This window comes from Deltaproteobacteria bacterium, assembly GCA_026712905.1.
Classification (GTDB): Bacteria; Desulfobacterota; Binatia; order UBA9968; family JAJDTQ01; genus JAJDTQ01.
The window spans coordinates 1-24,989 of the sequence record JAPOPM010000189.1; the positions used below are offsets into that span (position 1 = coordinate 1).

General features: G+C 62.6%; 21 protein-coding genes. 11 read left to right on the plus strand and 10 right to left on the minus strand.

Going from position 1 to position 24,989, the window contains the following annotated elements:
* On the minus strand, nucleotides 1-447 hold a 447-nt coding region (locus tag OXF11_15785), incomplete at its 3' end, for a tripartite tricarboxylate transporter substrate-binding protein (protein MCY4488553.1).
* 407 nt (nucleotides 448-854) lie between these two features.
* Between OXF11_15785 and OXF11_15790 the strand changes: the two genes are divergently transcribed.
* Nucleotides 855-1,178: a (2Fe-2S) ferredoxin domain-containing protein gene (locus OXF11_15790; GenBank protein MCY4488554.1), complete on the plus strand. Its 324-nt coding sequence runs from the start codon at nucleotides 855-857 to the stop codon at nucleotides 1,176-1,178.
* A gap of 5 nt (nucleotides 1,179-1,183) precedes the next feature.
* Nucleotides 1,184-2,416 (plus strand): SLBB domain-containing protein, encoded by a 1,233-nt coding sequence (locus OXF11_15795; GenBank protein ID MCY4488555.1) that lies wholly within the window; start codon nucleotides 1,184-1,186, stop codon nucleotides 2,414-2,416.
* A gap of 33 nt (nucleotides 2,417-2,449) precedes the next feature.
* Here the strand turns inward: OXF11_15795 and OXF11_15800 are convergent, their stop codons facing one another.
* From OXF11_15800 to aat, 3 genes are all read right to left on the minus strand, one after another.
* A complete protein-coding gene (locus OXF11_15800; protein ID MCY4488556.1) occupies nucleotides 2,450-2,635 on the minus strand; it encodes a hypothetical protein in 186 nt (61 codons plus the stop codon).
* Between the two features lie 178 nt (nucleotides 2,636-2,813).
* Nucleotides 2,814-4,175, minus strand: coding sequence for a hypothetical protein (locus OXF11_15805; GenBank protein MCY4488557.1), 1,362 nt, complete (start codon nucleotides 4,173-4,175; stop codon nucleotides 2,814-2,816).
* A gap of 45 nt (nucleotides 4,176-4,220) precedes the next feature.
* Nucleotides 4,221-4,916 (minus strand): leucyl/phenylalanyl-tRNA--protein transferase, encoded by a 696-nt coding sequence (gene aat, locus OXF11_15810; protein MCY4488558.1) that lies wholly within the window; start codon nucleotides 4,914-4,916, stop codon nucleotides 4,221-4,223.
* Nucleotides 4,917-5,102: 186 nt separating this feature from the next.
* Between aat and OXF11_15815 the strand changes: the two genes are divergently transcribed.
* Together OXF11_15815 and OXF11_15820 are read left to right on the plus strand one after the other, a co-directional pair.
* Entirely contained in the window at nucleotides 5,103-5,471 is a 369-nt protein-coding gene (locus OXF11_15815; GenBank protein ID MCY4488559.1) for a VOC family protein, read from the plus strand.
* 255 nt (nucleotides 5,472-5,726) lie between these two features.
* Nucleotides 5,727-6,035, plus strand: a complete 309-nt coding sequence (locus OXF11_15820; protein ID MCY4488560.1) for a hypothetical protein — start codon at nucleotides 5,727-5,729, stop codon at nucleotides 6,033-6,035.
* A gap of 224 nt (nucleotides 6,036-6,259) precedes the next feature.
* On the opposite strand, the gene OXF11_15825 is transcribed toward OXF11_15820, so the two are convergent.
* From OXF11_15825 to OXF11_15845, 5 genes are read right to left on the minus strand one after another with little or no spacing between them, the layout of a single operon-like run.
* Entirely contained in the window at nucleotides 6,260-6,844 is a 585-nt protein-coding gene (locus OXF11_15825; protein ID MCY4488561.1) for a CoA pyrophosphatase, read from the minus strand.
* 10 nt (nucleotides 6,845-6,854) lie between these two features.
* On the minus strand, nucleotides 6,855-7,184 hold the full coding sequence (locus OXF11_15830; GenBank protein MCY4488562.1) for a hypothetical protein: 330 nt from the start codon (nucleotides 7,182-7,184) through the stop codon (nucleotides 6,855-6,857).
* A 20-nt stretch (nucleotides 7,185-7,204) separates the two neighbouring features.
* Nucleotides 7,205-7,996 (minus strand): SDR family oxidoreductase, encoded by a 792-nt coding sequence (locus OXF11_15835; GenBank protein ID MCY4488563.1) that lies wholly within the window; start codon nucleotides 7,994-7,996, stop codon nucleotides 7,205-7,207.
* A 28-nt stretch (nucleotides 7,997-8,024) separates the two neighbouring features.
* A complete protein-coding gene (locus OXF11_15840) occupies nucleotides 8,025-8,270 on the minus strand; it encodes a hypothetical protein (protein MCY4488564.1) in 246 nt (81 codons plus the stop codon).
* A gap of 58 nt (nucleotides 8,271-8,328) precedes the next feature.
* On the minus strand, nucleotides 8,329-9,192 hold the full coding sequence (locus tag OXF11_15845; GenBank protein ID MCY4488565.1) for a hypothetical protein: 864 nt from the start codon (nucleotides 9,190-9,192) through the stop codon (nucleotides 8,329-8,331).
* Between the two features lie 119 nt (nucleotides 9,193-9,311).
* Here OXF11_15845 and OXF11_15850 point away from each other — a divergent pair, with 119 nt between their 5' ends.
* On the plus strand, nucleotides 9,312-10,286 hold the full coding sequence (locus OXF11_15850) for a L,D-transpeptidase family protein (protein ID MCY4488566.1): 975 nt from the start codon (nucleotides 9,312-9,314) through the stop codon (nucleotides 10,284-10,286).
* Between the two features lie 20 nt (nucleotides 10,287-10,306).
* Here OXF11_15850 and OXF11_15855 read toward each other — a convergent pair whose 3' ends face one another.
* Entirely contained in the window at nucleotides 10,307-11,161 is an 855-nt protein-coding gene (locus OXF11_15855) for an isocitrate lyase/PEP mutase family protein (protein ID MCY4488567.1), read from the minus strand.
* A gap of 197 nt (nucleotides 11,162-11,358) precedes the next feature.
* On the opposite strand from OXF11_15855, the gene OXF11_15860 reads away from it, so the two are divergent.
* The 6 genes from OXF11_15860 (at nucleotide 11,359) to OXF11_15885 (ending at nucleotide 24,987) form a co-directional block, all read left to right on the plus strand.
* Complete coding sequence (locus OXF11_15860; GenBank protein MCY4488568.1) at nucleotides 11,359-14,487, plus strand: DUF499 domain-containing protein; 3,129 nt, start codon at nucleotides 11,359-11,361, stop codon at nucleotides 14,485-14,487.
* Nucleotides 14,484-15,146 (plus strand): DUF3780 domain-containing protein, encoded by a 663-nt coding sequence (locus OXF11_15865; GenBank protein MCY4488569.1) that lies wholly within the window; start codon nucleotides 14,484-14,486, stop codon nucleotides 15,144-15,146. The genes OXF11_15860 and OXF11_15865 overlap by 4 nt, the downstream gene beginning before the upstream one ends.
* An 83-nt stretch (nucleotides 15,147-15,229) precedes the next feature.
* On the plus strand, nucleotides 15,230-18,571 hold the full coding sequence (locus OXF11_15870; protein ID MCY4488570.1) for a DUF1156 domain-containing protein: 3,342 nt from the start codon (nucleotides 15,230-15,232) through the stop codon (nucleotides 18,569-18,571).
* Nucleotides 18,572-18,601: 30 nt separating this feature from the next.
* Nucleotides 18,602-21,625, plus strand: a complete 3,024-nt coding sequence (locus OXF11_15875) for an N-6 DNA methylase (GenBank protein MCY4488571.1) — start codon at nucleotides 18,602-18,604, stop codon at nucleotides 21,623-21,625.
* Nucleotides 21,622-22,284, plus strand: a complete 663-nt coding sequence (locus tag OXF11_15880) for a hypothetical protein (protein MCY4488572.1) — start codon at nucleotides 21,622-21,624, stop codon at nucleotides 22,282-22,284. Before OXF11_15875 ends, OXF11_15880 begins: the two co-directional genes overlap by 4 nt.
* Nucleotides 22,285-22,305: 21 nt before the next feature.
* Nucleotides 22,306-24,987: a phospholipase D-like domain-containing protein gene (locus tag OXF11_15885; protein ID MCY4488573.1), complete on the plus strand. Its 2,682-nt coding sequence runs from the start codon at nucleotides 22,306-22,308 to the stop codon at nucleotides 24,985-24,987.
* Nucleotides 24,988-24,989 lie beyond the last annotated feature (2 nt).

The window sequence follows — 24,989 nt, forward strand, 5'->3', positions numbered from 1 at the left end:
GAGCCAGTCCTTGACGTTGTTGATGCCGCTGGCCTTGGTGAGCGCACAGGTGTTGTCGTCGGTAGACGGGGCGCCCAGCCAGTTGAACTTGCGCCCGTCGAACTTGATGCCCTTCTTGCCGAGCACGTGCTGCAGCACCAGGGGGCCGATCCAGTTACCGATGGTCAGGCCGTCCGGTTTGGCCTTGGCGTAGATGTAGTTGGCGGCGATCATGCTGCCGGCGCCGGTCCGGTTCTGCACCACCGTCCTGGGGTTCCCGGGGACGTTCTTGCCGAAGTGGCGGGCAATGAGCCGGGTGTAGGTGTCGAAACCCCCGCCCGGGGAGAATCCGACCACGAAACGAATGGTCTTGCCCTTGAAGAAGTCGTCCGCGCCAAGAGAGAGGGACGGCACCAACACAAGGACAAGCGCCGAGAGCATCAAGATTCGGAGTAACCGATTGACCATGACAAGCCTCCTACGCTTTGTCCGCGGTGACTCGCCGGGGCACCCTTCATCAACGGGCATGGACGGTCCGCGTGACCGCTCCCAACCCGTCGATTCGTCATCCCTCTCGGTGAGACCCGCAACGATATTAATAAACCCACGTTTTTCGCACATATCGCAGCCGAATGAAAGCGCGCACCGGATAAATTCCAAGGCCGGTCAAGACGCCGCGAGTCGTTGCCATCGCGTGGCGGCGTCGACGGCGATTTGCTCTCTCAGGCGGAATATGAGAAACATCTGTCCGAGGCGCTTCCCAACGCCGACGGCGAGCGCGTCCTGAGCGCGGTCTTCAAGGACAAGGACTGGGTTCTTCAGATGAACTAGTGTCTGTCGCTTCGTCGACTCCCTCTGTGAGCAAGGAGAACCCTGTGAATCGATTCTGCCTGGTGTGTCAGAACGTCGACTGCAAGAGTCGCGGCTCCGAGGAGATTATGAAGGATCTCCAGGAGCGCGTGGCGGCCAAAGGGCTGGAGGACGTGGAGGTGCGTTCCTACATGTGCTTTGGCGCCTGTCAGGAAGGCCCCAACATGGTCCTTTACCCCGACAGGTTCTGGTACGCAGGCGTCAAGAGCGAGGACCTGGACGACATCGTGGAGCACATGGCCGGCGGCCCGGCGGTGGAGCGGCTGGACAAGATCGACCCCTCCCTCAAGGAACTCATCTACCAGCTTCTGGACACCGGAGTATTTTAACGGCCATGGAAGGCATCCTCTTCCCGCGCGGCGTGCCCGAGGGGCTCGAAGGGCTGGACGCCTATCGCGCACGCGGCGGCTATCAGGCCGTGGAGCGGCTCGCCGAGATGTCCCCGCAGGACGTCGTCGCCAAGGTGGAGGCCTCGGGCCTGCGCGGCCGCGGCGGCGCCGGCTTCCCCACCGGCCGGAAGCTCGCTCTCACCCTCGAATGCCCCGAAACGCCCCGCTACGTCGTGATGAACGGAGGCGAGGACGAGCCCGGCAGCAAGAAGGACCGGGTGCTGATGGAGAATGTCCCCCATCTCATCCTCGACGGGATCATTCTCGCGGCCTACGCGGTGCAGGCGGAGAAAGCCTACCTCTACATCAACCACGGCTACGAAGCGGCCACCCGCGCGGTGGAGACGGCCATCGAGGAAGCCCGGCAGGCCGGGTACTGCGGCGAGAACGTCGCCGGTTCGGGTTTCAGCCTCGAAATCGTCATGGTGGCGGCGCCGTCGAACTACGTCGCCGGCGAGGATACCGCGGCCCTGGAGGTCATCGAGGGGAAGGACGCGCTGCCGCGCCAGAAGCCGCCCTTCCCGGTCACCGAGGGCCTGTTCGGCAAGCCGAGCCTGGTGAACAACGTCGAGACCCTGGCCAACATCGCGCCCATCGTCAACCAGGGCGCGGAGTCCTTCCGCTCCTTCGGCACCGCGGACAGCCCGGGCACCATGGTCTTCTCGCTGGGGGACGAAATGGAGCGGCCCGGGGTCTACGAACTGCCTCTCGGGACCCCGCTGCGCCACCTCGTGGAAGAGTGCGGCGGAGGCTTGAAAAACGGCAAGGCCATCAAGGCCATCCTTCCCGGCGGCCCGTCATCGGGTTTCCTGCCGCCCGAGAGCCTCGACCTGCCCCTCGACCACAACGCCCTGCGCGAAGCGGGCTCCTCCATCGGCTGCGGCGTGGTGAAGGTCCTGACGGAGGACGATTCCGTGCTGGACGAAGTCGTGCGTATCGCGGATTTCTTCGCCCGGGAATCCTGCGGCCAGTGCCCCGCCTGCCGCATGGAAACCAACATGCTGGTGGCGCTGCTCAAGAAGGTTCAGGCGGGCGAGGGAAACGAGGCGCTGGTGGAGCAGTTCGGGAAGGTGATCGCCTTCAACAAGGGCAAGGGGTTCTGCAGCCTGATCAACATGCCGGGACCGCCCATCGAAAGCGCCATCCGGCTCTTCCCGGAAGAGTTCCGCGGCGCCTGACGGCCGGCGGGCCGGGCCACCACCGGCGTCCTGTCACATATTGAGGTTCTTCTTCGGCACGTTGTAGACCACACCGTCCGCGTCCCGCACGAGACACAGGTCGTTGCTCCATTCCTCCACCACCTCCAACTCGTCTCCCGGCGAGAAAGTGGTTTCCTCAATGCCGGAGTTCTTGTTCGCCTGATATTTGTAGGTAAATCCTTCCTTAACCGTGGCCATCCGAGGCCCCTCCCTTCCTGGTGTTCGTGACCCTCTCCCGGGCTGCCGGCCGCGGGTCTGAACCCCGCCTGTCAGCCATCACCCAGTGCACCGTAGACGCTCTTGAGACCGAAGACAAGCCCTGCGTCGCCGCCGAAAACATCGTTTTCTTGGCCTCTGAGCGGCGCGGCCGGTCCGGTCAAGGCTGCCAACCTCCGAAGGCGCCCATGATCCGGTTGACCTGATCATTGAGGGTCCCGGCGGCTTCTTCATGGTTGGGGCCGTGAAACTCTCCTACCACCCGGTGCCCATCATCCGTGAACCTCAACCTGTCCTGGTCAAGCCGGACCTCGTACTCCAACAAGGACTCACGCCAGTCGGCAGGGGCAGGTCCTTCGATGTACTTGACTGTCGTCAAGTCATCGAAGCTTACGGTACCTCCCTGACCGCTCAACTCGATCCGCGCACGCCCACGGACTGGTTCAGCAGTCAGAGTGTCTACGGCGAGTAGTGAACCTCTCCAAGTGTACTCACCCTCACCTAACGGCTCCGTGCTCCGAGGGCCCTCCACAAAGGCGTCGAAGCGTAGGTTGTCAACGGGGGGGCTACTTACGCTGAAGGCAAGCTCCCTGACTACCTTCACTCCCCACTCGGCCCACTCACCCCAAGCTGCGTAGCTGTAGGTCTCGAAGGGATTGTCAGGTGAACCATCCGGATAGTCTCCTGCTCTCGTGTATCCCTTACCTGCCAAGTCAACGAGCTCGCTCTCGTGGGGTACCACGATCTCGTGATCGTTGTACCCTTTACCCATCAACCTGTACGGAGACAGTGGGCCGACTGGTCTACCGCGGGAGCTTCCGTCATGGGACAAGCCAAGAACGTGACCCATTTCGTGGGCGGCGAAGTAAGCTTGGTCCTTGTCTACCGGAACTCCGATGCTCCGGCCTCGGTACCACGTTGCCAAGTCGGTCACCAGCGCTCCATTGTTGAACCATCTGGACCGCTTTAGAGCCAGGAGGCGGTGACTTCCGCAAGCGGTATTGGCCGTGGGACAATGGTTGCTGGCCCAATCAGTGTAGACAGTGATCTCGTCGTCACCGCTGGAGTCCCTGAGCAGCCGGTAGGTCCAAGCCTTCCCACCTCGCTCCAGGATCGCTCGCAACTCATGCGGAAGCTGGAGCCAGTGATCTCCGATGAAATCCACGTCAAGAGTATCGGTGGGGCCAGCCTTGGCCTGACCATAGGTGATCCCGTCCGATTGACCGAGAATATCGTACGTCAATCCTGCTATGGTTCGAGATCCCGGCTCCGGGTCTGGGTTCAGGAAGTAACGGTGATCCTCCCAAGTCTCTCCAGGGTCTATCCCATGCCCCTGGTTGGAAGTCGTCGCGCTGATCCTGGTACCATCTCCTGTCACGCTTGGAGTCGGTAACGACAACGGACCGACCGGTAACAGTACCGAGCCATCACCAATCGAGTTACCTCCTGTTGAGACCCCTCCACCACCGCATCCGGTAACAAGGACAGCCAGTACCAACGCCAGCAACGATTGTCTGGTCATCTATACCCTTCCTCACCCACTACGCCTCTTCCAGGAATTTGCGAATCATGGCGTCTCGCCGGTCTTCCGCCAACTGCCACGGCGGGAGGGATGGCGCAGCGCTTCGTCGAGACTCGCCAGAAAAGCCTCCCTCGGCAACTCGCGCGCGCCGAGGCTCAACATGTGGGGAGTTGTAACTTGGGCGTCGATGAAATAGAAGCTCCAGCCGGTGAGCCGCTCGACCAGGCGCGCCAGCGCCACCTTGGAGGCGTCCGTCGCACGGTGGAACATGGACTCGCCGAAAAACCCGCGCCCGAGTGCGATGCCATAGATGCCGCCCACCAACTCGCCGCCGCGCCAGCACTCCGCCGAATGGGCCAGGCCCGCGTCGTGTAGCCGGACGTAGGCCTGTTCCATCTCCGGCGTGATCCAGGTGCCGTCCTGACCGTGCCGGTCCACGGACGCGCACGCGCGGATCACCCCGCGGAAGTCCGCGTCGAAGGTCACCTCGAACTTCCCCTGGTTCAGCACCCGCCGCAGCCGCCTCGACACATGGAAATCGGCGAGATGGAGGACGCACCGGGGGTCCGGCGACCACCACAGGATGGGCTGGCCCTCGCTGTACCAGGGGAAGATGCCCATGGAGTACGCCAGCAGCAACCGCGCGCTGCCGAGATCGCCTCCCACCGCCAGAAGCCCGCCGGGCTCCGCCTCACGCGGGTCGGGGAAGACGAGTTCCCGGCTCAAGCGATACACAGGCATGGAGGAACCATGATGAATCGAAGCCAGGGATGCAAGGAACGTGGCAATATGGGCGTTGTCCTTCGCGCTATCTATTGCCGGCTTCGGCCAAACGCCTTTTCGAATCGGAACAAACACGTTGACGAGCCCTGCCGGTTCGGGGCACAATCGCGCCATATCGTTCCGTGTGGCAGACGGGGAATCGGCATGTTCAAGAGAATCGACCATGTAGCGCTCCATGTCGCGGACCTGGACCGCGCCATCGCCTTCTATGAGGACAACTTCGGCTTCCGGAAGTACTTCCAGCATCCGTCCAGCGCCGGTATGCAGATCGCGTACCTCAAGCTGGGCGACACCGTGTTGGAGCTGACGCACAAGAGCGACGGCTCCATGACCGGCTTCCACTTCTGCCTGGAGACGGACAACTTCGATGAAACGGTGACCGATTTGCAGCGGCGCGGCGTGCCGCTGCTGCGTGAGCCCCACGGCACCGCGGCGCGGGAGCCGCGTGAGGAAGGCTGGCGCCGGGTCGTCTTCGGCGGCCCCGACGGCGAGCAGATCGAACTGCGCGGCTAGTGTTGCGTCTGGTGAGGCAGGGACCCTACGGATCGTCATTCCCGCGAAAGCTTGCCCTCGACCCCGATCGGGGGCGGGAATCCAGGGGTGGTGGTGGGGCACTACAGCGGCGTTTCCCCGCCGCGCCACCCCTGGATTCCCGCTTTCGCGGGAATGACGAACATGGGGCCTGGGGAATGACGAATATGGGGCCTGGGAGTTCGCGCCGCAGGACCTTTTCTACCGGGCAGACTCCCAGATAAGGCTTGAGCTATCATGGCAGACCAGGAAACCCCGACCATCAGGCTCGATTGCCCCTGTTGCGGCGCGACGCTGATCGTCGATCCGTCGCTGGCGGTGGTGCTGCGGCACGAGGCGGCGCCACCGCAGCACAAGGCGCCGGACCTCAAGGACGCCGGCCGCATGCTTCGGGAAGAAGCGACGCAACGCGATCAGAAGTACCGGCACATCCTCGACGCGGAGAAGGACAAGGGCAAGGTGCTGGACCGCAAGTTCCAGGAATTGTTCAAGAAGGCCAAGGACGAGCCCATCGAGAAGCCCCTCAAGGACATCGACCTGGACTAGTGTCGTGTCCCGTAAATACCTGGCATAAGTTGCGCAGGATTCTTCGTCGTCGGCAAGGCGCGATGACGAGCAGTGGCGGGCACCACGCGAGGAAGAGTAACGCAGCCGACGGCGAAAAAGACCAGCAAATTATGCCAGGTATTTACGGGACACGACACTAGCCTCACCTCCCGCGATCCCCGCCATCGGGCAACGCCGCGGATCGTTGCCGTCCCTGTCCTCCGTCACCACGCCCTGACGGCCGTGGCCTCGTAGCCGTAGACCAGCTCCAGCAACTGTTTCACCATGCGGGCCGTCGCGCCCCAGATGTCCCACTCCTCGTACTGAAAGTGGTAGATGGGCTCCGAGCGCCGGGACAGGCGCGAGTCCAGGGTCAGTGCGTCCTGCCGCAGCAACGCGGCCACCGGCACGGAGAACACCGCGGCGGTTTCCCGCGGGTCGGGATCGAACTCGTAAGGATGGGGAATCAGGCCCACGAACGGGGTCACCAGAAAATTGTACCCGGCCACGACCTGGTCGAGCTGGCCCACGATGCGCACGTGATCGGGGTCGATGCCGATCTCTTCCCGGCTCTCCCGAAGCGCCGCCGCCAGCGCGCCGTCGTCTTCGGGGTCGACGCTGCCGCCCGGGAACGCCACCTGTCCGCTGTGTGAGCTGAGGTTCGCCGCGCGCAGGGTGAGGATCAGGTAATCGCCGTCCGCGCGCTCCTGGATGGGCGCCAGTACCGCCGCCGGGCGGAAGTCGTCCCCGGCGACGGCCTCGGGAATCCGGGTCCTCAGGACCTTGAATCTGTCGGCGTGCGCGTTCACGAACTCTCGGCTACTCCTCCCGCTTCAGCGACTCCGGGAAGTAGCGCGACGGCACCCACACCTTCGCGTCGAAGTTGGTGCATCCGAGAATCCGCAACTCGCGCATGATGCGGATGTAGTCCGGCGACTCGATGAAGCCCTGCCACGCCTGGAGGGATTCGAACTCGATCATGATGGCCACCTGGGGGCTGACCTCCAAGGGGTTGCGCAGGTTGCGGATCTCCCGGACTCCTGGCGCCGCCAGGGTCATCGGCAGCCAGTCGTTCTTGGCCTTGTTGCTGTAGATGGTGAGGTTGGCCTTCTGATCGGGGAGGTCCCAGTGGACGATGTAATTTACCATGCTTGTTCCTTGCCTGTTCCCTACATGAGGGTCCGGACGAGCCCGCCGTCGATCAGGATCGCCGTGCCGGTGATGTAGCTGGCGCGGTCGGAGCCGAGAAAGACCACCAGGTCGGCCACTTCCTCGGACTGCCCGAAACGTTTCACGGGAATCTCCTCCCGGCTCTGCTGCTGCACCTGCTCCAGCGGCAGGTTGAGGCGCTTGGACCGGGCCACGTTGAGGCTGTGATGGCGCTCGGTATCGATGCGGCCGGGCAAAACCGTGTTCACGAGGATGTTGTCCGGTCCCAGCTCGCGCGACAGAGTCCGCGCCCAGCCCACCACGCCCGTGCGGAACGTGTTGGACAGGATCAGGCCGGCGATGGGCTCCTTGACCCCGTAGGAGGTGATGTTGATGATGCGTCCCGCGCCCGCCTTCTTCATGTGCGGCACGGCCTCGCGGGTGAGCCGGACGGTGCCCATGAGGCTCAGGTTGTAGGCGGCCATCCAGTCGTCCTCGCTCAGCGCGTCGAAGGTCCCGAACGGAGGGCCGCCGGCATTGTTCACGATCACGTCCACACGGCCGAAGGCCGCGACACTCTTGTCCACGTAGTTGCGGATGTCGTCGTAGCTGGACATGTCCGCCACCGTGGCCAGCACCTCGCCGCCGGTGGACTTGCGAATCTCCTCGGCGGCCCGCTCAAGGGCCTCGCCGCCGCGGGCGCACATGCTCACCTTCGCCCCTTCCCGAGCGAAGCCCTCGGCGATGGCGCGCCCCATCCCCTGGCTCGCGCCCGCCACCAGCGCCACCTTGCCTGTCAAACCCAGATCCATCCAAAGCTCCTTGTCGTGTTGGGCGCGCTCACTTCTGCGTCCAGTAAATGTTGTCGTCGAACTCGGAATCCAGCCGCATCAGGTAGAGCGCCAGCATTCCGTGGGCGCCCAGAGGGCGCAACTGCCGCGGGTCGCGGGTCCTGACGGCGGCGACCTCCTCGTCGCTCAGGTCGTAGCCGGACAAGGCCGTGTCGAGGTCGGACCTGGCCTGGTCCACGGCGCCGGGCTTCATCTTCAGGTCGAACAGGAACCGGTTCAAATGGTATCGGCTCATGGGGTGCTCCCGGGTGCTTTGCGGTCGCGGACTCGGCCGGGTGACGGGCGCCGGAGCATCAGAGCTTCCAACTGGCGAAGCCCCAGCCGGTGGCGACGTGGTCGGGCATGTAGAAGGTCTCGGAGGCAGGCGTGTCGCTCACGGCCCCCACCGTGACCATCCAGTTCAGGAACTCGGTGTTTCCCGACTGGCGCAGTTGCTCCAGCGTCAGGTCCGCCAGCGCGGCGCCCTCGCCCGCGCGCATCCGCTCCAGCAACCCTTCGTCGAAGCTGGTGTCGATCTCGCCGATCCGGGGCGACCCCGGGAAATGCGACAGCCCGCCGGTGGCGAGCATAGCCACCCGTTCGGGCGCCGCGTCCGCCACTTCCCGGATCAGCCTTCCCAGCGCGTAACATCGCGCCGGCGTGGGCAGCGGGTCGATCCAGGTGTTGACGAAAATCGGCAGGATCGGGACCTCCGGCTCGCGCAGCAGGAAATGCAGCGGCACGAGCTGGGTGTGCTGCAGTTCGATGTCCTCGCCGAAGGAAAGGTCGAGACCGGCGTCCACCCCGGCCTTGAGGATGGCGCGGCCGAGATCGGCATGGTTGCGGTACTGGAACCGGTGGCGGGTGAACTGGCCGCGCACCTCGTCCGCCAGCGTCACGAAGAACGTCGGTATGTTGTCGAAGAAAAAGTTCACGAACTGGTCGTTGGCGACCACGATCAGCACGTCGGGCCGAGCGGCCTCGAGGTCGGCGCGAAGCACGGAAAAGGCGTGCTCCGCGTCCTGCCGCAGCTTCTGCTGCGCCTCCAGGGAGGGCCTGGTCCCCGCCGCCTGCGGCGCCATGCGATAGTGGAGCGTCATGAACTCTTCCCACTCCGCGCCCGGTTCGAGCAGGATGTTGGGAGCGTGGCTTGCGGCCACGGCGGCGACGAATGGCATTTGAACGGGTTCCCTTCTGAATGGGTGGCAAATGATGGTATAATCCGGTCCAACAAATATCAACCAGCCCGCTGCCCGCGCAGGCTCGTGGGGCGCGGCCTCCACAACGGGGAAAATCCATGCGGAAATGGTTCTGGTGCGCTCTCGTGGTCTGCGGACTCGCGGCTTTCGCCGCTCCTTCAACGGGGGAGTCGTGGGAGCCCGCCACCGCGGTTTTTGAGTACCGCGATCCCGTCGACGGCGAGACCGGCGAGACTCCCGCTTCCACCATCATCGGGGACCGGGCGACCTACGTCGCCGAACACAAGGACACCCTGCTCGACGTCGCCCGCCGGAACCACCTCGGCTACACGGAGCTGATGCTGGCCAACTCCGGCGTGGATCCCTGGCTGCCCGGCAAGGGGACGCCGGTCGCGATCCCGTCTGAGTGGATCCTGCCCGACGCCCCGCGCGAGGGCATCGTCCTCAACATCCCCGAGATGAGGCTGTACTACTACCTGCCGGACTCCAAGGTCATGACCTTCCCGCTGGGGGTGGGCGTCGAGGGCCAGCACACGCCGGCGGGGAAGTACCTCATCCGGCAGAAGCGCGAAAACCCCACCTGGTACGTACCGGTTTCCATCCAGGAGGAGCGGGGGCCGGACCAACCCAAGGTGGTCCCGCCCGGGCCGAACAACCCGCTGGGCAAGTTCTGGATGCGGCTGTCCCACACCAGCTACGGTATCCACGGCACCAATCACCCCTGGGCCATCGGCCGCCGCGTGACCCACGGATGCATCCGCCTCTACCCGGAGGACATCGCCTACCTGTATTCGCTGGTTCCGGACGGGACGCCGACACGCGTGCTCTACCAGCACGCCAAGGTCGGCGTCCGGGACGGGACGGCCTACTTCCAGGTCCACCGCTACGGCCGCGCCACCGACGGCGAGCTCATGGCCATCCTCATCGGGCATATCGCCAAGCACAAGCTCGATGTCGACCTGCGCAAGTTGCGGGAACTCCTGCTGGACCTGCCCGACGGCGCCATGACCCCTCTGCCGCCGCGGGAAACGAAACCCCTGATGGCGGATACCACCGCGGGAACGGCCTCCTGAAGCACCCCGTGGGGGCGGCATCACGTCCGGTACTTCTCGTCCAGGGCGTATTTCTCCTCGAGCCCCACGATGTCGTGGAAGTCGTCGAACGGCAGCAACCCGTCCATGAGCGCCTCGGCCGTGCCCTTCTCGCGCAGGTTGGCGTAGTACTTCTGCAGCGCCATGGCCGCTGAATAGAGCGGCCCCACCGGCCAAACGATCAGCGCGAAGCCCAGTTCCCGCAACTCCGCCGGCGTCATGAGCGGCGTGACCCCGCGCTCGATCATGTTGGCCACCAGCGGCCCGGGAATGTTGCGGGCGATCTCGCGCATCTCCTCGCGGGTCTCCGGCGCCTCGATGAAGACCGCGTCGGCGCCGTTCTCCTTGAAGGCGAGGCCGCGCCGGATGGCCTCTTCGAGTCCGAGGGCCTGGCGCGCGTCGGTCCGCGCCACGATGAACAGGTCGCCGTCCGCGCGCGCCGCCACCGCGGCGTTGAGCTTCTTCAGGTACTCGTCCAGCGGCACCACCTGCTTGCCGCGCATGTGGCCGCAACGCTTGGGCCACACCTGGTCCTCCAGGAACATGCCCGCGGCCCCCGCCCGCATCAGCTCGTTCACGGTGCGCACCACGTTGACCGCGTTGCCGTAGCCCGTGTCCGAGTCCACGATCACCGGCGTCCGCACCGCCCCGCAGATGCGGTAGATGGTGCTCAGCATCTCGGTCTGCGTGAGGATGCCGAAGTCCGGCTCCCCGAGGAACGTCGCCGAGATGCCGTAGCCCGTGGTGAAGATCACGTCGAACCCGGCCCGCTCCGCGATGCGCGCGCTCAGCGCATCGTAAACACCGGGCATGACCAGGGTACCCTGCCGGTCGAGAGCTTCCTTGACTCTGCTCATTTGGGCCTCCAACGAGTTTGTTATGGCAACAATGAGGATGGCGCCTAAGGCGTCCCATCTGGCTTGCCCGAATTCCTACCAAACTCTCTTGTTGATGTCGCCACATTCGAAGCCATCGGCAGAATCAGGCCGAACCTTGAAACACATGACCGCAATCAAGTATCTTCCCACATCAAGGTTGATAGGTCCCTTTGACGGTGGCGCGCGAAGGCGCAATTGAAGCAGTTCTCCACGAGCGAACAGGAGATGTCCTTGTGCAGACCGTAAAGCAGGCGTGCAAGCCCCGGCCGGGCGCCTTTGATCCAGCCCGCCGGGACACTGTTCTCGACCTGACCGACTTGATCGACGGCCGCATCGATCCCGCCGAGTTCTTCGCGGAGAACTACATCACCGAGGGCATGAAGACACTGCTCACGGAAGGATTTCGCCGTCTGGAAGGCAAGTCCACCCAAGGGGTGTTCAAGCTGACCCAGGCCATGGGCGGCGGCAAGACCCACAACCTTCTCGCCCTCGGGCTGCTCGCGCGAAACTCCGACTACCGGACCGCGGTCATGAGCGGCTTCTACACACCGAGCGCCGACCTCGGACCGGTTCGCGTCGTCGCCTTCTCCGGACGCGAGAGCGACGCACCGCTGGGCATCTGGGGCGCCATCGCGGAGCAACTCGGGAAAAAGGAGCAGTTCAACGAATATTATACCCCCCTAGCTGCGCCAGGTCAGACCGCTTGGGTAAACCTGTTGGAGGGCGAGCCACTGGTGATCATGCTGGACGAGTTGCCGCCCTACCTCGAAAATGCGGCCTCGAAGAGTATCGGTGACTCCAACTTGTCCGTTGTGACCACCACAGCCTTGTCGAATCTCCTGGTAGCGGTCGGGCGGCGGGAGCTCGGCAACGTGTGTCTGGTGATCTCCGATCTGCGGGCCACCTACGACACCGGAGCCGCGCAAATCCACGCCGCCCTTAATCACATGGAGGCGGAGACGGACCGCGTCGCGATGAACCTGGAACCCGTGCGCATGAACACCGACGAGTTCTATCACATCCTCCGTAAACGCATTTTCGAGACGCTGCCGGACAACGCGGAGATCGAACAGGTGGCGCAGGGCTACGCGCAAGCCGTCCGCGAGGCGAAACTGATGGACGTGACCAACGCCTCGCCCGAACAGTTCGCCGGTCAAGTCGTCGAGTCCTACCCCTTCCATCCGGCCATCCGGGATCTCTATGGACGTTTTCGCGAGAACCAGGGTTTTCAGCAGACTCGCGGTCTGATCCGTCTAATGCGCGTCATGGTGTCACGGATCTGGCAGTCCAACCGCGACCCGTACCTCATCGCGACTCATGATATCGACCTGGAGAGCCGCGAGACCCTGACGGAGATCAATCAAATCAACAACACCCTGGAAAACGCCGTCGCGCACGACATCACGTCCGGCGGTGGCGCCGTCTCCGAGACCATCGACGCGAACCTGGGCAGTGGCGAAGACGCCCAAGACGTAATGCGCCTGCTCTTGATCGCCTCTCTCGCCAACGTCCCCAACGCCGTCAAGGGGCTGACCACGCCCGAGATCGTCGGCAATCTGTGCGCACCCGGACGGGACGTCTCGCAGTTGCCCGGGAACGTCATCGCGCGCCTCGCCACCGCGGCATGGTATTTGCATTACACCAATGACGGACGCCTGCACCTGCGCAACGTTCAAAACCTCGTCGCCCGCGTAACCACCACCGCGGGCGCCTACCTGCGCGATCAGGCGACGAAGGAACTCAAGGAGCGACTGACCGAGATGTTCAAGCCCACCGAGGGGTCCTGCTACCAGCGCCTGCTGCCGCTGCCGGCCGTCGACGAGATCGACATCGGCCAGGAGCGGATTACGCTGGTGGTCGCCGAGCCGCACCCCGACGGGCTGCACCCGGACCTCGTCACGTTGTACGAGCAGCTTACCTACCCGAATCGGGTGGGTTTTCTGACCGGGCAGCGCGCCTTCGACTCGCTGCTGGAACGCGCGCGAGAGTTGAAGGCCATCAACCAGATCATCGGCGAGATGCACGAAGAGGGCGTGGCGGACGGCGACGCGCAGATGCAGCAGGCCCGTGAGACGCTGTTGCCACGGTTCCTCGCGCAGTTCCACAGCGCCGTCCGTGAGACCTTCACGACGTTGTACTATCCCACCCGCAACCGGCTAGCCAAGGTGGACTTTCTCATGGAGTTCAAGGGGAACCGCTACGATGGCGAAGAACAGGTGCGTGACGCGCTCGCCGGCAAGCAGAAGTACACCACCGACGTGGCTGGTGATGTCTATCGCAAAAAGATCGAAGCGCGGCTGTTCACCCAGCAGTCGATGCTGTGGTCGGAGATCGAGCGCCGCGCCGCCACGTCGCCGGAATGGCAATGGCACCGACCCGACGCCTTGACCAGAATCAAAGCGGACTGCATTCACCAGGACCTGTGGCGGGAGGAAGGCAACTACGTCAACAAGGGGCCGTTCCCTAAGCCCGCGACCACCGTGCGTGTCAAGGAACTGTCGCGCGACGACGGAACGGGGCGAGCGAAGCTGCGCCTCACGCCGGTCAACGCCGATAGACTGTTTGCGGACTACGGCGGCCCGGCGACGCCGGCATCCATGCAGGTCGAGGGCCGCGATTTCGAGACCCCGGAACTCAGGGTTTCGTTTCTTGCCGTGGACTCCAGCGGTGGGCACGAGACCGGGGATCCGGTGGAGTGGACCAACCGCGTCACGCTGCAATCCCGCGAATACACGGAGGGCGATGAGCGCATGATGGAAATCCGCGCCGCGCCCGCCGTCCCCATCCGTTATTCCACCGACGGCACCGATCCCAAGGTCGCCGGCGGCGCCTACGACGGGCCGTTTGCGGTCCCGCTTGGCGCGCGCCTGATCCTTGCCGTGGCCGAGAAGGACGGCATCGTTTCGGAACTACACCAGCGCGAGATTGCCGAAAAGCCTGCCGAGAAGCCCATCGACAAGACTAATCCGGCGGCATGGTCCCCTGACGGCGGATTCGAGTTCTCCACCACCCGCACGGCCTACGGCTTCATGACCCGCTTGAAGAAACATGCGGGAAACGCGGGCGGCCTGCGCTTGAGCGTTCAGTCCGATGGAAGCGGACCATGGAGCGAGCTCAGTCTCTCCAGCGACATCGTACTGGACGGCGAAACCATCGAGCGGGCAGTGGAACACTTGAGAGAACTCGTTGCCGACGGCGAAGTGTCCATTGTGGCGAAGGGCATCCACTTCGACACGGGCCAGCGCTTCCTGGACTTCATTGCCGAAATCAAGACGGCCTACAGACGCGAGGACGTGGTGCCATGAACGCGCCGCCCCGGTCCAAGTGCTCGGGATTCGGCTTTCAGCCGGAGGAGTCGGAACACCACTTCGTAGTCACCGTGCCCGGCGGTCATATACAGGAGGTGCTGATCGCTGAGCACGTGCGTTTCGATGCGAACACGCGCCGCGCCGCGCCGTCGTTGGGTGTGGGCATTCAGGATGCCAAACTCCGGGTGGCCTTACCGCGCACCAAATGGGATGCCATCGCCGACGAGGCACGGACGGAGTTCAACCGCCGCCTCGCGAAACAGGGCCTGCCCGCGGCGCGCTGGAAACGGGGTGACAATCCGCTTGCCCGGTTGTTGGGCAAGGAGTTGACCTTGCTTGCCTGGGCTGTCGAAGACGCCGACCCTGCACTCATCCCCACTGCCATCAAGAACTGGATGGGACTAGCGCCCGAGGAGCGCTGGTGGCTGTTCACCATGACCAACGCGGCCACCGGCCACGCCCTGCACGGCCGGAACAAGGGCTGGCGCAAGGCGGTGCGCTTCGCGCTGACCGAAAACCCGGTGACGGGTGACAGTCAGGAGCGTCAGGCCGAGATATTTCGGCTGGTGTCAACAGAGGAAGGGAAAGAAGAACCGCCGACCCGCAAGATCGACTCCCGACGCAGGGCCGCTCAGGCAGGGACAGCCGGTGCTTGAGCTCTCAACGCAACCATTGTTGTTGCGAAATGGATATGGGACGGCCTGAGGAGAGACACAATTCGTCCGCCGACCAACTCTCCATGGTTGGTACGGAAACAGGTAATGGCGCCCCTAATCCGTCATTCCCGCGCAAGCGGGAATCTAGGAAGGGCGGGGTTGACATCGCCCCGAGCTTCATCGAAACCCAGTTTCCGGTTTCGCGGCTGTCAAAGGAGAGTTACAAGGAACGCGACGCCAAGAATGGCCAGACCCTCACAGGTTTCGGCAAGTGGTGGGGCCGCAAGCCCCTCATCATGGTGCGAGCGGTTATCCTCGGGCTACTCATGCCCGCCACCGATGACCCCCGAAAGGATCTGGAGGTTCTCCTCTCACTCTTGACCATGGACGAGGACGGCCTGTGGCAGCGCAAGTACAAGAATATCCCGCTCAAGGAAGTCTATGGGCTTCTGTCGCCGGCAGAACGGCAACAGTGGTTTACAGATGCCGGAGACCTGAACCGTCCGAAGCTCAAACCGGGCCTGAAGACCCGCGACAAGCAACGGCTGCAACGCATGGTCTTCGACCGGATGAGCTATGACGAGAAGCTAACCTGGTGCGTCCGGCCCGAGCACCTGGATGGCCCTTCACCCGACGCTTGGCAACGCATCAACGAACACCTAGGTACGAACGCGGCGAGCTTGCCGGAACTGACGAAAGAGTTGGGCGAGCGCCGTTTCGGACACGCGCCACGGCTTGGCGACGCCTTCTGCGGCGGCGGCAGTGTTCCCTTTGAAGCCGCCCGGCTTGGCTGCGAAGCCTTTGGTTCCGATCTCAACCCAGTGGCAGCGTTGCTCACCTGGGGCGCACTCAATATCGTTGGTGGCGGCGACAAAGTTGCCGCGAGCATCCGGAAGGCGCAGGCCGAAGTGTTCGACGCGGTGGATCGGCAGGTCACAGAATGGCGCATCGAGCACAATGACCTCGGCTGGCGCGCCGACGCCTTTCTCTACAGTACGGAGGCGACTTGCCCCGAATGCGGCTGGCAGGTGCCGTTGGCACCGAGTTGGGTTATAGGGAAGAAGCCACGAACCATCGCGCAGTTGCGCCCAGAACCGCTGCAGAAGCGCTTCGCTATCGACATCCGCTCCGGCGTCAGCAGCGACGACTTAGCTGCGGCGCGCAACGCCGGCACCGTGAAACAGTCACGGTTGGAGTGCCCGAACCACGAGGTCGCCGCCTCTACGCCCATGACAGCGATTCGTGGTGAGCAGCGCGGCAAGTCTAGCCCCGCGAAAACGGATGCCGGCAAACGACACGGACTGCGGCAGTGGACGAACGACGATCTCGTTCCGCAACCCGACGACGTGTTTCAGGAACGGCTCTACTGCGTGCGCTGGCGGCTGCCCCGTCTGGATGTCGCGCTATGGGCGGAACAGGGTGCGCGGGCATCGTTCCCAGGTGAAGCCGCCGCGGACGCCGTATCCCCGAGCCCAGAGGATGCATTTGCATCCCTGCCGGATTGGGTACACCACGAACGCGCGACCGACGCTTTGGTTGCCCTCCTTACCGCTGACCAACGCTGCGAAGTCGCAGAACTGCGCAGACGCGACTGGCAAGCCGAAGACCGTGCCCTCGCAGAGGCGCAACGCGAGTTCGAGACCCGAAAGGCCGCGGGTCGCCCGAAACGCGAACTTGTAACTGCGACGCAACGAATCCAACGACTGAGAGAAACGATCACGCAAAGAAACGAACGTGTGAAAGCCCTCGCCAATTCGCTTCCGAAGACCTTGTACCGGAGCGTGGACGAGACCGACCTGGAGCGAGAGGCGCGTGCCCTAGCGCTGCTTCGGGAGCGCTTTGCGGAATGGCAGACGCTCGGCTACATCCCGAGCCGAACAATCCCGCCTGGCGCCAAAACGGATGAGCCGATCCGGACACGCGGCTGGACTCATTGGCACCACCTGTTTACGCCGAGGCAGTTGTTGACCCTCGGATTGATCTCGTCAAAAGTATGTTCCAGACCGTCGTCCAAGCAGGCCACAGTTGCACTGATGTTGGCACTCTCTCGATGCGCAGATTACAATTCCAAGCTTTGCAGATGGCATACACGGTCGGTAGGAGACAAATCCGAACAAACATTCAGTAACCAAGCACTCAACACTATGTTGAACTTCGCCGGTAGAGGAGTATCGGCACTTGAGAAGGCATTCCGTTTGACCATCAATCCCCAGCGAATTGTGGGGCGCGGCACGGTGATAACAGACGATGCCCGCGCATTGACGGTCGAGCGAGACGTTTGGTTGACAGACCCACCTTACGCCGACGCAATAAACTACCACGAACTTTCCGAATATTTTCTCGCTTGGTACGGAGGACAGGTACGCGCTTTGTTTCCCGACTGGTACGCCGACAGCAAACGCGCCCTCGCCATCCAAGGAGCCAACGCGGCCTTCCGCCTTAACATGGTGGACTGCTACCGCAACCTCGCCGCACGCATGCCGGATAACGGCCTCCAGGTCGTCATGTTCACTCACCAGGACGCATCGGTCTGGGCCGACCTCACCCTTATTCTATGGGCGGCGGGCCTGCGCGTGACCGCCGCATGGACCATCGCAACGGAGACCGACTCAGCCCTCAAAGACGGCAACTATGTCCAGGGCACCGTATTGATGGTGCTGCGCAAGCAGACCTCCGACGAAACAGCGTTCCTGGACGAGTTGGTCCCCGAAGTCGAGAGCGAAGTGGAGCGACAACTCGACTCCATGCTACAACTCGACGGTCGCGAGGTCCCGAACTTCTCCGATGCCGACTATCAGCTCGCTGCCTACGCCGCCGCGTTGCGGGTGTTGACCCGATACGGATCCATCGAGGACATCGACATCGCTTGGCAACTCTCCCGCGAGCGGGAAGCGGGAGAGGTCAATCCCATCGAACAGATCATCGACGATGCCGTAAAGACCGCGAGCAATTTCCTTGTTCCAAAAGGAATCCCCGATCACCTGTGGCGGCGGCTCGGCCCGGAGGAAAAACTCTATCTCAAGGGGACAGAAGTCGAAAGCCGAGGTGAGTTCCGCAACGGGGTCTACCAGGAGTTCGCCCGCGGGTTCGGCGTGCGAGACTACCGCGTGCTTCTCCAGACCGCCAAGGCCAACGAGACCCGCCTGAAGACCGCCTCGGAGTTCGGCCGCCGAGAACTCGGCGGCTCCGCCTTCGGCAACAGCCTCGTCCGCCACGCCCTCTACGCCGTTTGGCGTGCGGCGGAAAGCGGCGAAGTAGCCGACAGCCTCACTTGGCTGCGTACCGAACTCACCGACTACTGGTCGCAGCGTGAGACGCTGGCCTCGGTGCTCCGTTACCTCGCCGCCATTGAAATTGCCCACTGGCAGGGAGACGCCGTCGCCGCTCGTATCGTTGCAGGAGCGGTGGAGAACGACCATGTCTAATCTTCGCGAGGCAAGGAGGAGAGACCGCCGATGATCGCCGAGCCTCTCAGCCGCGTTCTCGAAGCCACCGGGTATCTGTCGGACGGTGAGCCTGCCGCATCCAGCGTGGTGGTTGCGGGTTCCGGCGAGGCACTCGCCCATCCGCATGCACCTGATCGGCTCCCTTCTTTCGAGCCGGAAGCCTGGTGGCGGAACAATGCCAACTCTGCCCCTTGGGGCAGCAATGCCTCCGACCTGACGGTTTACTTCAAATACGTGGATGAACCGGATCAGGCTCCGATCGCCGACTGGCAACAAGAGATCTGGAATCGCGGCTTCTCTCCTTTGCTGTGGATCGTGTCCCCGGATCGCGTCGATCTGTACAACGGCTTCGGTGCTCCGCGGCAGCCTGAAGATGCGGATGAGAACCGGCTGGAGACATTCAAGCTGCTGGACACGAGGTTGGCCGAACTCGACATGCTCGCCGGCCGCTTGGCCATGGAAACCGGCCAATTTTGGCGCAGAGAAGAACGCGTCAACCGCAAGGACAGTGTCGATAGCCGTTTGTTGCGCGACATCAGCGGACTCGAACACGCCCTCGTCGACGAGATGGGTCTCGGTCGCGACGACGCGCAAAGCCTAGTCGGCCGATCCATTTTCACCAAATATCTGATCGACAGGCGGATCGTTACCGCCCAGCGTTTGATGCGACTGTGCGGTCATCGCGATCTGCCCCGAGTCTTGCGCGACCGCTCCGCCACTAAATGCCTGTTCGACTGGCTTCGAAAGACCTTCAATGGCGACATGTTTCCGCCGGCACCGAAGTCGGTTCCTGCCGCCAGGCACCTTGAACGAGTCGCGAGGTTCCTTGAGGCGGAAGATCCGGAAACCGGCCAGATGTCTCTTTTTCCTTATCGGTTCGAGTTCATTCCGGTGGAATTGATCAGCGCCATCTACGAACAATTCGTTCACTCAGCGGCTGCCGAGGCGAGCGGCGAGACGCCGGCGCCTGCAAAGTCCGAAGGCGCCTACTACACACCATTGGCAGCAGTTTCCCTGGTGCTGGACGAGGTGTTCGACGGCCTGACAGGTCATGAACAAGTTCTGGACCTCACCTGTGGCTCGGGAGTTTTTCTTGTGGAGGCACTGCGAAGACTCGTTTACCTCAAGTCCGAAGGATCGAAGCCGAGTCGCAAAATGATCCGCGAGACGCTCTACAAGCAGCTATGCGGTGTCGATGTCAGCAGGGCTGCCGTCCGCATCGCCGCTTTCAGCCTCTATCTGGCGGCGCTGGAGCTTGACCCAGATCCGCAACCACCCCATGCACTCAGGTTTGAGCCGCTCGAAGGTCGGACTCTGCTTGTCGGCGACGTGCGGGGGATCGAACACACACCCGGTGGACGAAAGGCTTTCACAACAACCAAGGGATTGAAGAGATTTGACGTCATCGTGGGTAATCCGCCATGGAGCTTCAAAGGGAAGGCTGGAACCGCCGTCCGTCGAGCCGCAGTGTCACACGTGCCTCTCCAACCTCGCGGGCAAAGCCTTGACTTCGTTGCTCGGGCAATGGACTTCGCGCACGACAAGACGAGGGTTGGCATGATCCTCAGCGCGACACCCTTTTTCAGCCGTAGTTCCACTGGCGTCGAGGCGGCTCATGGCGTCGTCGAGGCCCTTGCGCCGGTAACCCTGGTCAATCTGTCAGACCTCTCAGGTTGGTTGTTCCCGAAAGCCAATATGCCCGCCATCGCGCTCCTGGCTCGCCATCGCGAGCAACCCGTCAATCGTGTGACCCTCATGCAGGCGTCCTGGTCACTCGCTAGTGAACGAACTCACACCTTGGAGATAGCGCCAAGCAACATCACCACGCTTCCAATTGCAAGCTGGAAGCGCAACCAAGGGTTGTTCAAAGCGGCGTTCCTTGGACGCCGCCACGATCTTCTCTTGCTGGACGACCTATGGGAAAAATATGAAACCCTGGAAGTGCGGCTCGACGCGCTGAATACGCGACTGAGTAACGGGTTGACAGTCGGTAAGCCTGACAACCGAAATAACGATGCTACCTTCCTTAAGAATTTGCCATTCGCTAAGCGCAGCAGGGGTGATCGCTACATGCGGCACTTCTTCGTCTCTGACAATCTACCGGGATTCGAACACGACAAGGTTCAGTGGCCAAGGAAGCGTGAGACCTACCGCGCTCCACTTCTACTCGTGGGAGAGTTCATGGAAGGCGGTCCGCGTCCTGTGACCGCTGTTGCCGGACGGGACGTCGTGTACACGGACGCCTACAACGGTGTGTCATTTTCCCGCAACGCACCCGAAACTGCATACCTTGTCTCCGGAGTACTTAGTTCCGCTCTAGCGTCGTGGTACTTCTTGATGACTGGGTCGACCTTCGGACTGTGGATACAGCGACTGAAACTCAGGGACATCGCTGCTATGCCGATGCCAGAATTAAATGAAGCTGTCGAATCCGATGCCGGCAAACGTGTCGTTCAACTAGTACGCACCTTCCATCGCAAGGCCCCCGACGACGACGACTGGGAGTCTCTCGACAATTGCGTATTCGATTTATATGGGCTGGACAAAACCGATCGCATCGTCGTGCAGGACGGTCTGTTTCGGGCGAGTTGGCAATGGAAGCAGGGGCGACTTGAATCCATCGCGCCTGCTAACTCCGATAAACTTCGGAACTATGCACACGCGTTTCTATCCACAATGGACGGATGGCTGTCGGCGTCGAACCGGCGGCGAATGCGGGCAGAAATCTATGATGTGGAGCGAGACGCACCGCTCAGAGCCATTCGATTCGTGCTTGAGGATGTGCCCGGTCCTTCCGTGATAGAGATCGTTTCTCCCGATGGTACGCTCAGTCAAGTACTCGCGCGGATCGGCGACCGCACCAAGGTTCAGATCACGGATGCACTCGTCGGCATGCGAGAGCTGCGAGTACACACAAGGGACGAGGTCTCGATTATCAAGCCGGCGGCGCGCCGGCATTGGTTGGGCGTGTGCGGGCTGGAAGACGCGGACGCCGTTGTCAAGGACAGCGTCTACGGTCGCCATACAACGTGAAGCACAACATGCCCCCGCCCGGAGCTCTTGGCCAGCAATTCATCGACATCCAGGGCGAACGCCGCGACGCCATTCTGCGGATTCTTGATTCAGGCTGGAAACGAGCATTGACCTCTCCCAACGCCCATCCTCACGCGGGCGAGGTACAAATAACGGAATGTCTTCGAGCCGGCATGAGAGAAGCGCTGGCGGAGACGGCTGACTATTGGCGCAAGAAGATGACGGTTTTACCCGGGACCGAGTCTCGTTCAAGTACTGCCGTCTCGACGCCTGACGGACGAACAGACATCCCCATCTTTTTTCAGGACATTCGCGAGGAACTCGGCGAACACGATCCGCATGCAATTGTCGAGTGCAAACGGGTTGCAGGAAACGATACGGATCTTTGTCGTGAGTACGTCGTCGAAGGTATTGACCGTTTCAAGACGGGGAAATACGCCGGTAATCACTCGGTCGGTTTCATGGCCGGGTACTTGCTGTCGGGTGATGCCGATACCGCGACTGCGGGAATCAACAAATACCTGACCCGAAAGGGGCGCCGGCCCGAACATTTGGGATTTTCCCAGACTTCCAATGCGCCCTGGGCTTGGAGCAGCCGTCACTCGCGTCCAAAGCCGGCTGAACCCATCGACCTCCATCATGCATTCTTCAGGTTTTGACCTACGCAGGCTGATTTCGCGATGCTCAAACGACATTCCTCCCGCCGCAAGCCTCTTGACGCCAGCTTTCTTACCAACCGGCTTACCGGGGCCAAGTTTTACGACCGCATCGCCGGTTACTTCTCTTCGTCCATCCTGGAAGTCGCCGGTGAGGCGCTGGAGAGCGTTGAAGGCAAGGTGCGCGCCGTGTGCAATTCCAGCCTCTCCCGTGCCGATGTGGAGGTCGCGAAGGCGGGGCAGGCGGCCATACGCCGCGAATGGTGCGACTCCCGTCCCGAGGACCTCGGTGATGCCGCCAAGCCGCGTTTCAAGCGACTCTCCGACTTCCTGCGTTCAGGAAAGATCGAGATTCGCGTATTGCCCGATGAAATCTTCGGCCTGATTCACGGAAAGGCTGGCGTAATCACCCTGGCGGACGGACGGCAGACCTCCTTCCTGGGTAGCGCGAACGAATCCAAGACCGCATTTCGCCTCAACTACGAACTCATCTGGGAGGACGACTCGACGGAGGCGGTGGCGTGGGTTCAGGAAGAGTTCAATGCCCTTTGGTCGTCGCCCTTCGCGGTGGGTCTCGCGGATTTCGTCGTGCAGGACCTCGATCGCCTTTCGCGTCGCGAATTGGTACGGAATATAAGTGATTGGCGGGAGGAACCTGACCCCGCACCGGTCGTCGTCGAGTCGCCGGTCTACCGAACGGAAGTCGGCCTGTGGGAACACCAAAAGCACTTCGTGAAGCTCGCCTTCGACGCCCATCGGGGGACGCATGGGGCGCGCTTCGTGCTGGCCGACCAAGTTGGTCTCGGGAAGACTCTCCAACTCGCGATGGCGGCGCAGCTCATGGCTCTGATCGGCGATCGGCCGGTGCTGGTCCTTGCCCCCAAACCGCTGCTTCAGCAGTGGCAGGACGAACTCGACACGCTGCTCGGGTTGCCATCGGCGATATGGGATGGCGGACAGTGGGTGGACGAGCAAGGCGTCGAGCATCCAGGAACGGGCGACGAAGCCATTCGGCGCTGTCCGCGTCGGGTCGGGATCGTATCCACAGGGTTGATTACGCGCGGCGGCGATGCGGTGGAGTTGTTGGCAAACATGCGCTTCGAATGCGTCGTTCTGGACGAAGCCCACAGAGCACGGCGCCGGAACTTCCGCATGAACCAACCGTGGGCATCAGCCAAGCCGAACAATCTTCTGCACTTTCTGCAACGGATTTCGCCGCGCACGAAAAGCCTGCTGCTCGCCACCGCAACGCCGGTGCAACTCCATCCCATTGAGGCCTACGATCTCCTCGATGCACTGGCGCGAGGTTCGGAAGCCGTACTGGGGGCTCCGGGAAGCCGCTGGCGCCGGCCACAAGGGTCTCTCGACATGCTTCTGGGCAAGGCGTCACCACCTGTCGATTTCCACGAGCGTTGGGAGTGGATCCGCAATCCCCTGCCGCCGCGCACGGAGGACAAGGACTTCGAGATGTTGCGCCGGTCGCTTTCCCTGTCGGACGACGATGCGTATGCGCCGGGGAGAGCGGTGGAGGCATTGCGTCCACCCGACAGGCAGCGGATCGAAAACGGATTCGAACGCTTTATCGAGCGCCACAATCCCTATATCCGCACAATTGTCAGGCGCACCCGGGAGTATCTGGAAAGCACCGTCGATCCCGGCACGGGCGAGCCCTACCTCGCGCCCGTAAGGATTCGGCTGCACGGCGAATCGGACGATGACGCAATCAAGCTGCCGCCGTTCCTGGAGGACGCCTACGCTCTCGCGGAGGACTTCTGCAAGCTGCTGGGTGAGCGCTCGAACACCGGATTTTTCCGCACCATGTTGCTGCGCCGCCTGGGCAGCACTATCGAGGCGGGACTCCTCACAGTCACGAGGATCCTTAACGGGTGGGAAGCACTTGACGACGATGACCACGATGACGAGGAGAAGGATGACCGGCTTGGCACCCTGACGAACGAGGAACGCCAAGTGCTCTCGCGGCTCGCCCAGGCGATGGAAGCGAACCGGCATCAGGATCCGAAGGCCGCCGCCGTCACGCGTCTGCTTGTGGACGACGGTTGGCTGGAGCGCGGCTGCATCGTCTTCAGTCAATATTACGACTCGGTGTGGTGGCTGGCCAACCAGCTTACGCGTGAGTTGCCGGACGAGACTATCGGTATCTACGCGGGTGTGAACCGTTCGGGCGCGATGCGCGGCGGTATTTTCGAACGCCGGAATCGCGACGCCCTGAAGGACGCCGTGCGCCGGGACGAACTGCGGTTGCTCCTTGGCACGGATGCGGCATCGGAAGGGCTGAACCTGCAACGATTGGGTACCCTTATCAACCTGGACCTACCCTGGAATCCCTCCCGCCTCGAACAGCGCAAGGGCCGTATTCAGCGCATTGGGCAGGTTCGCCCCGAAGTCGATGTCTACAACCTGCGTTACGCGGGCTCGGTGGAGGATCGTGTGCATCAACTCCTCTCGCAACGTCTGCAAGACATCTCCGGCTTATTCGGGCAGTTGCCGGACACGCTCGAAGACGTCTGGATCCAAGTCGCCCTGGGTCAGTTGGAGGAAGCGAGAAAGACCATCGACATGGTGCCGGAGAAGCACCCGTTCGAGATCCGCTACCACGAGGTCAAGCCCGTCGATTGGGAATCGTGCGCACAGGTGCTGGACGACGACGCAAGACGGCAAAGCCTGGCCCAGGGATGGAAGTCGTAGGG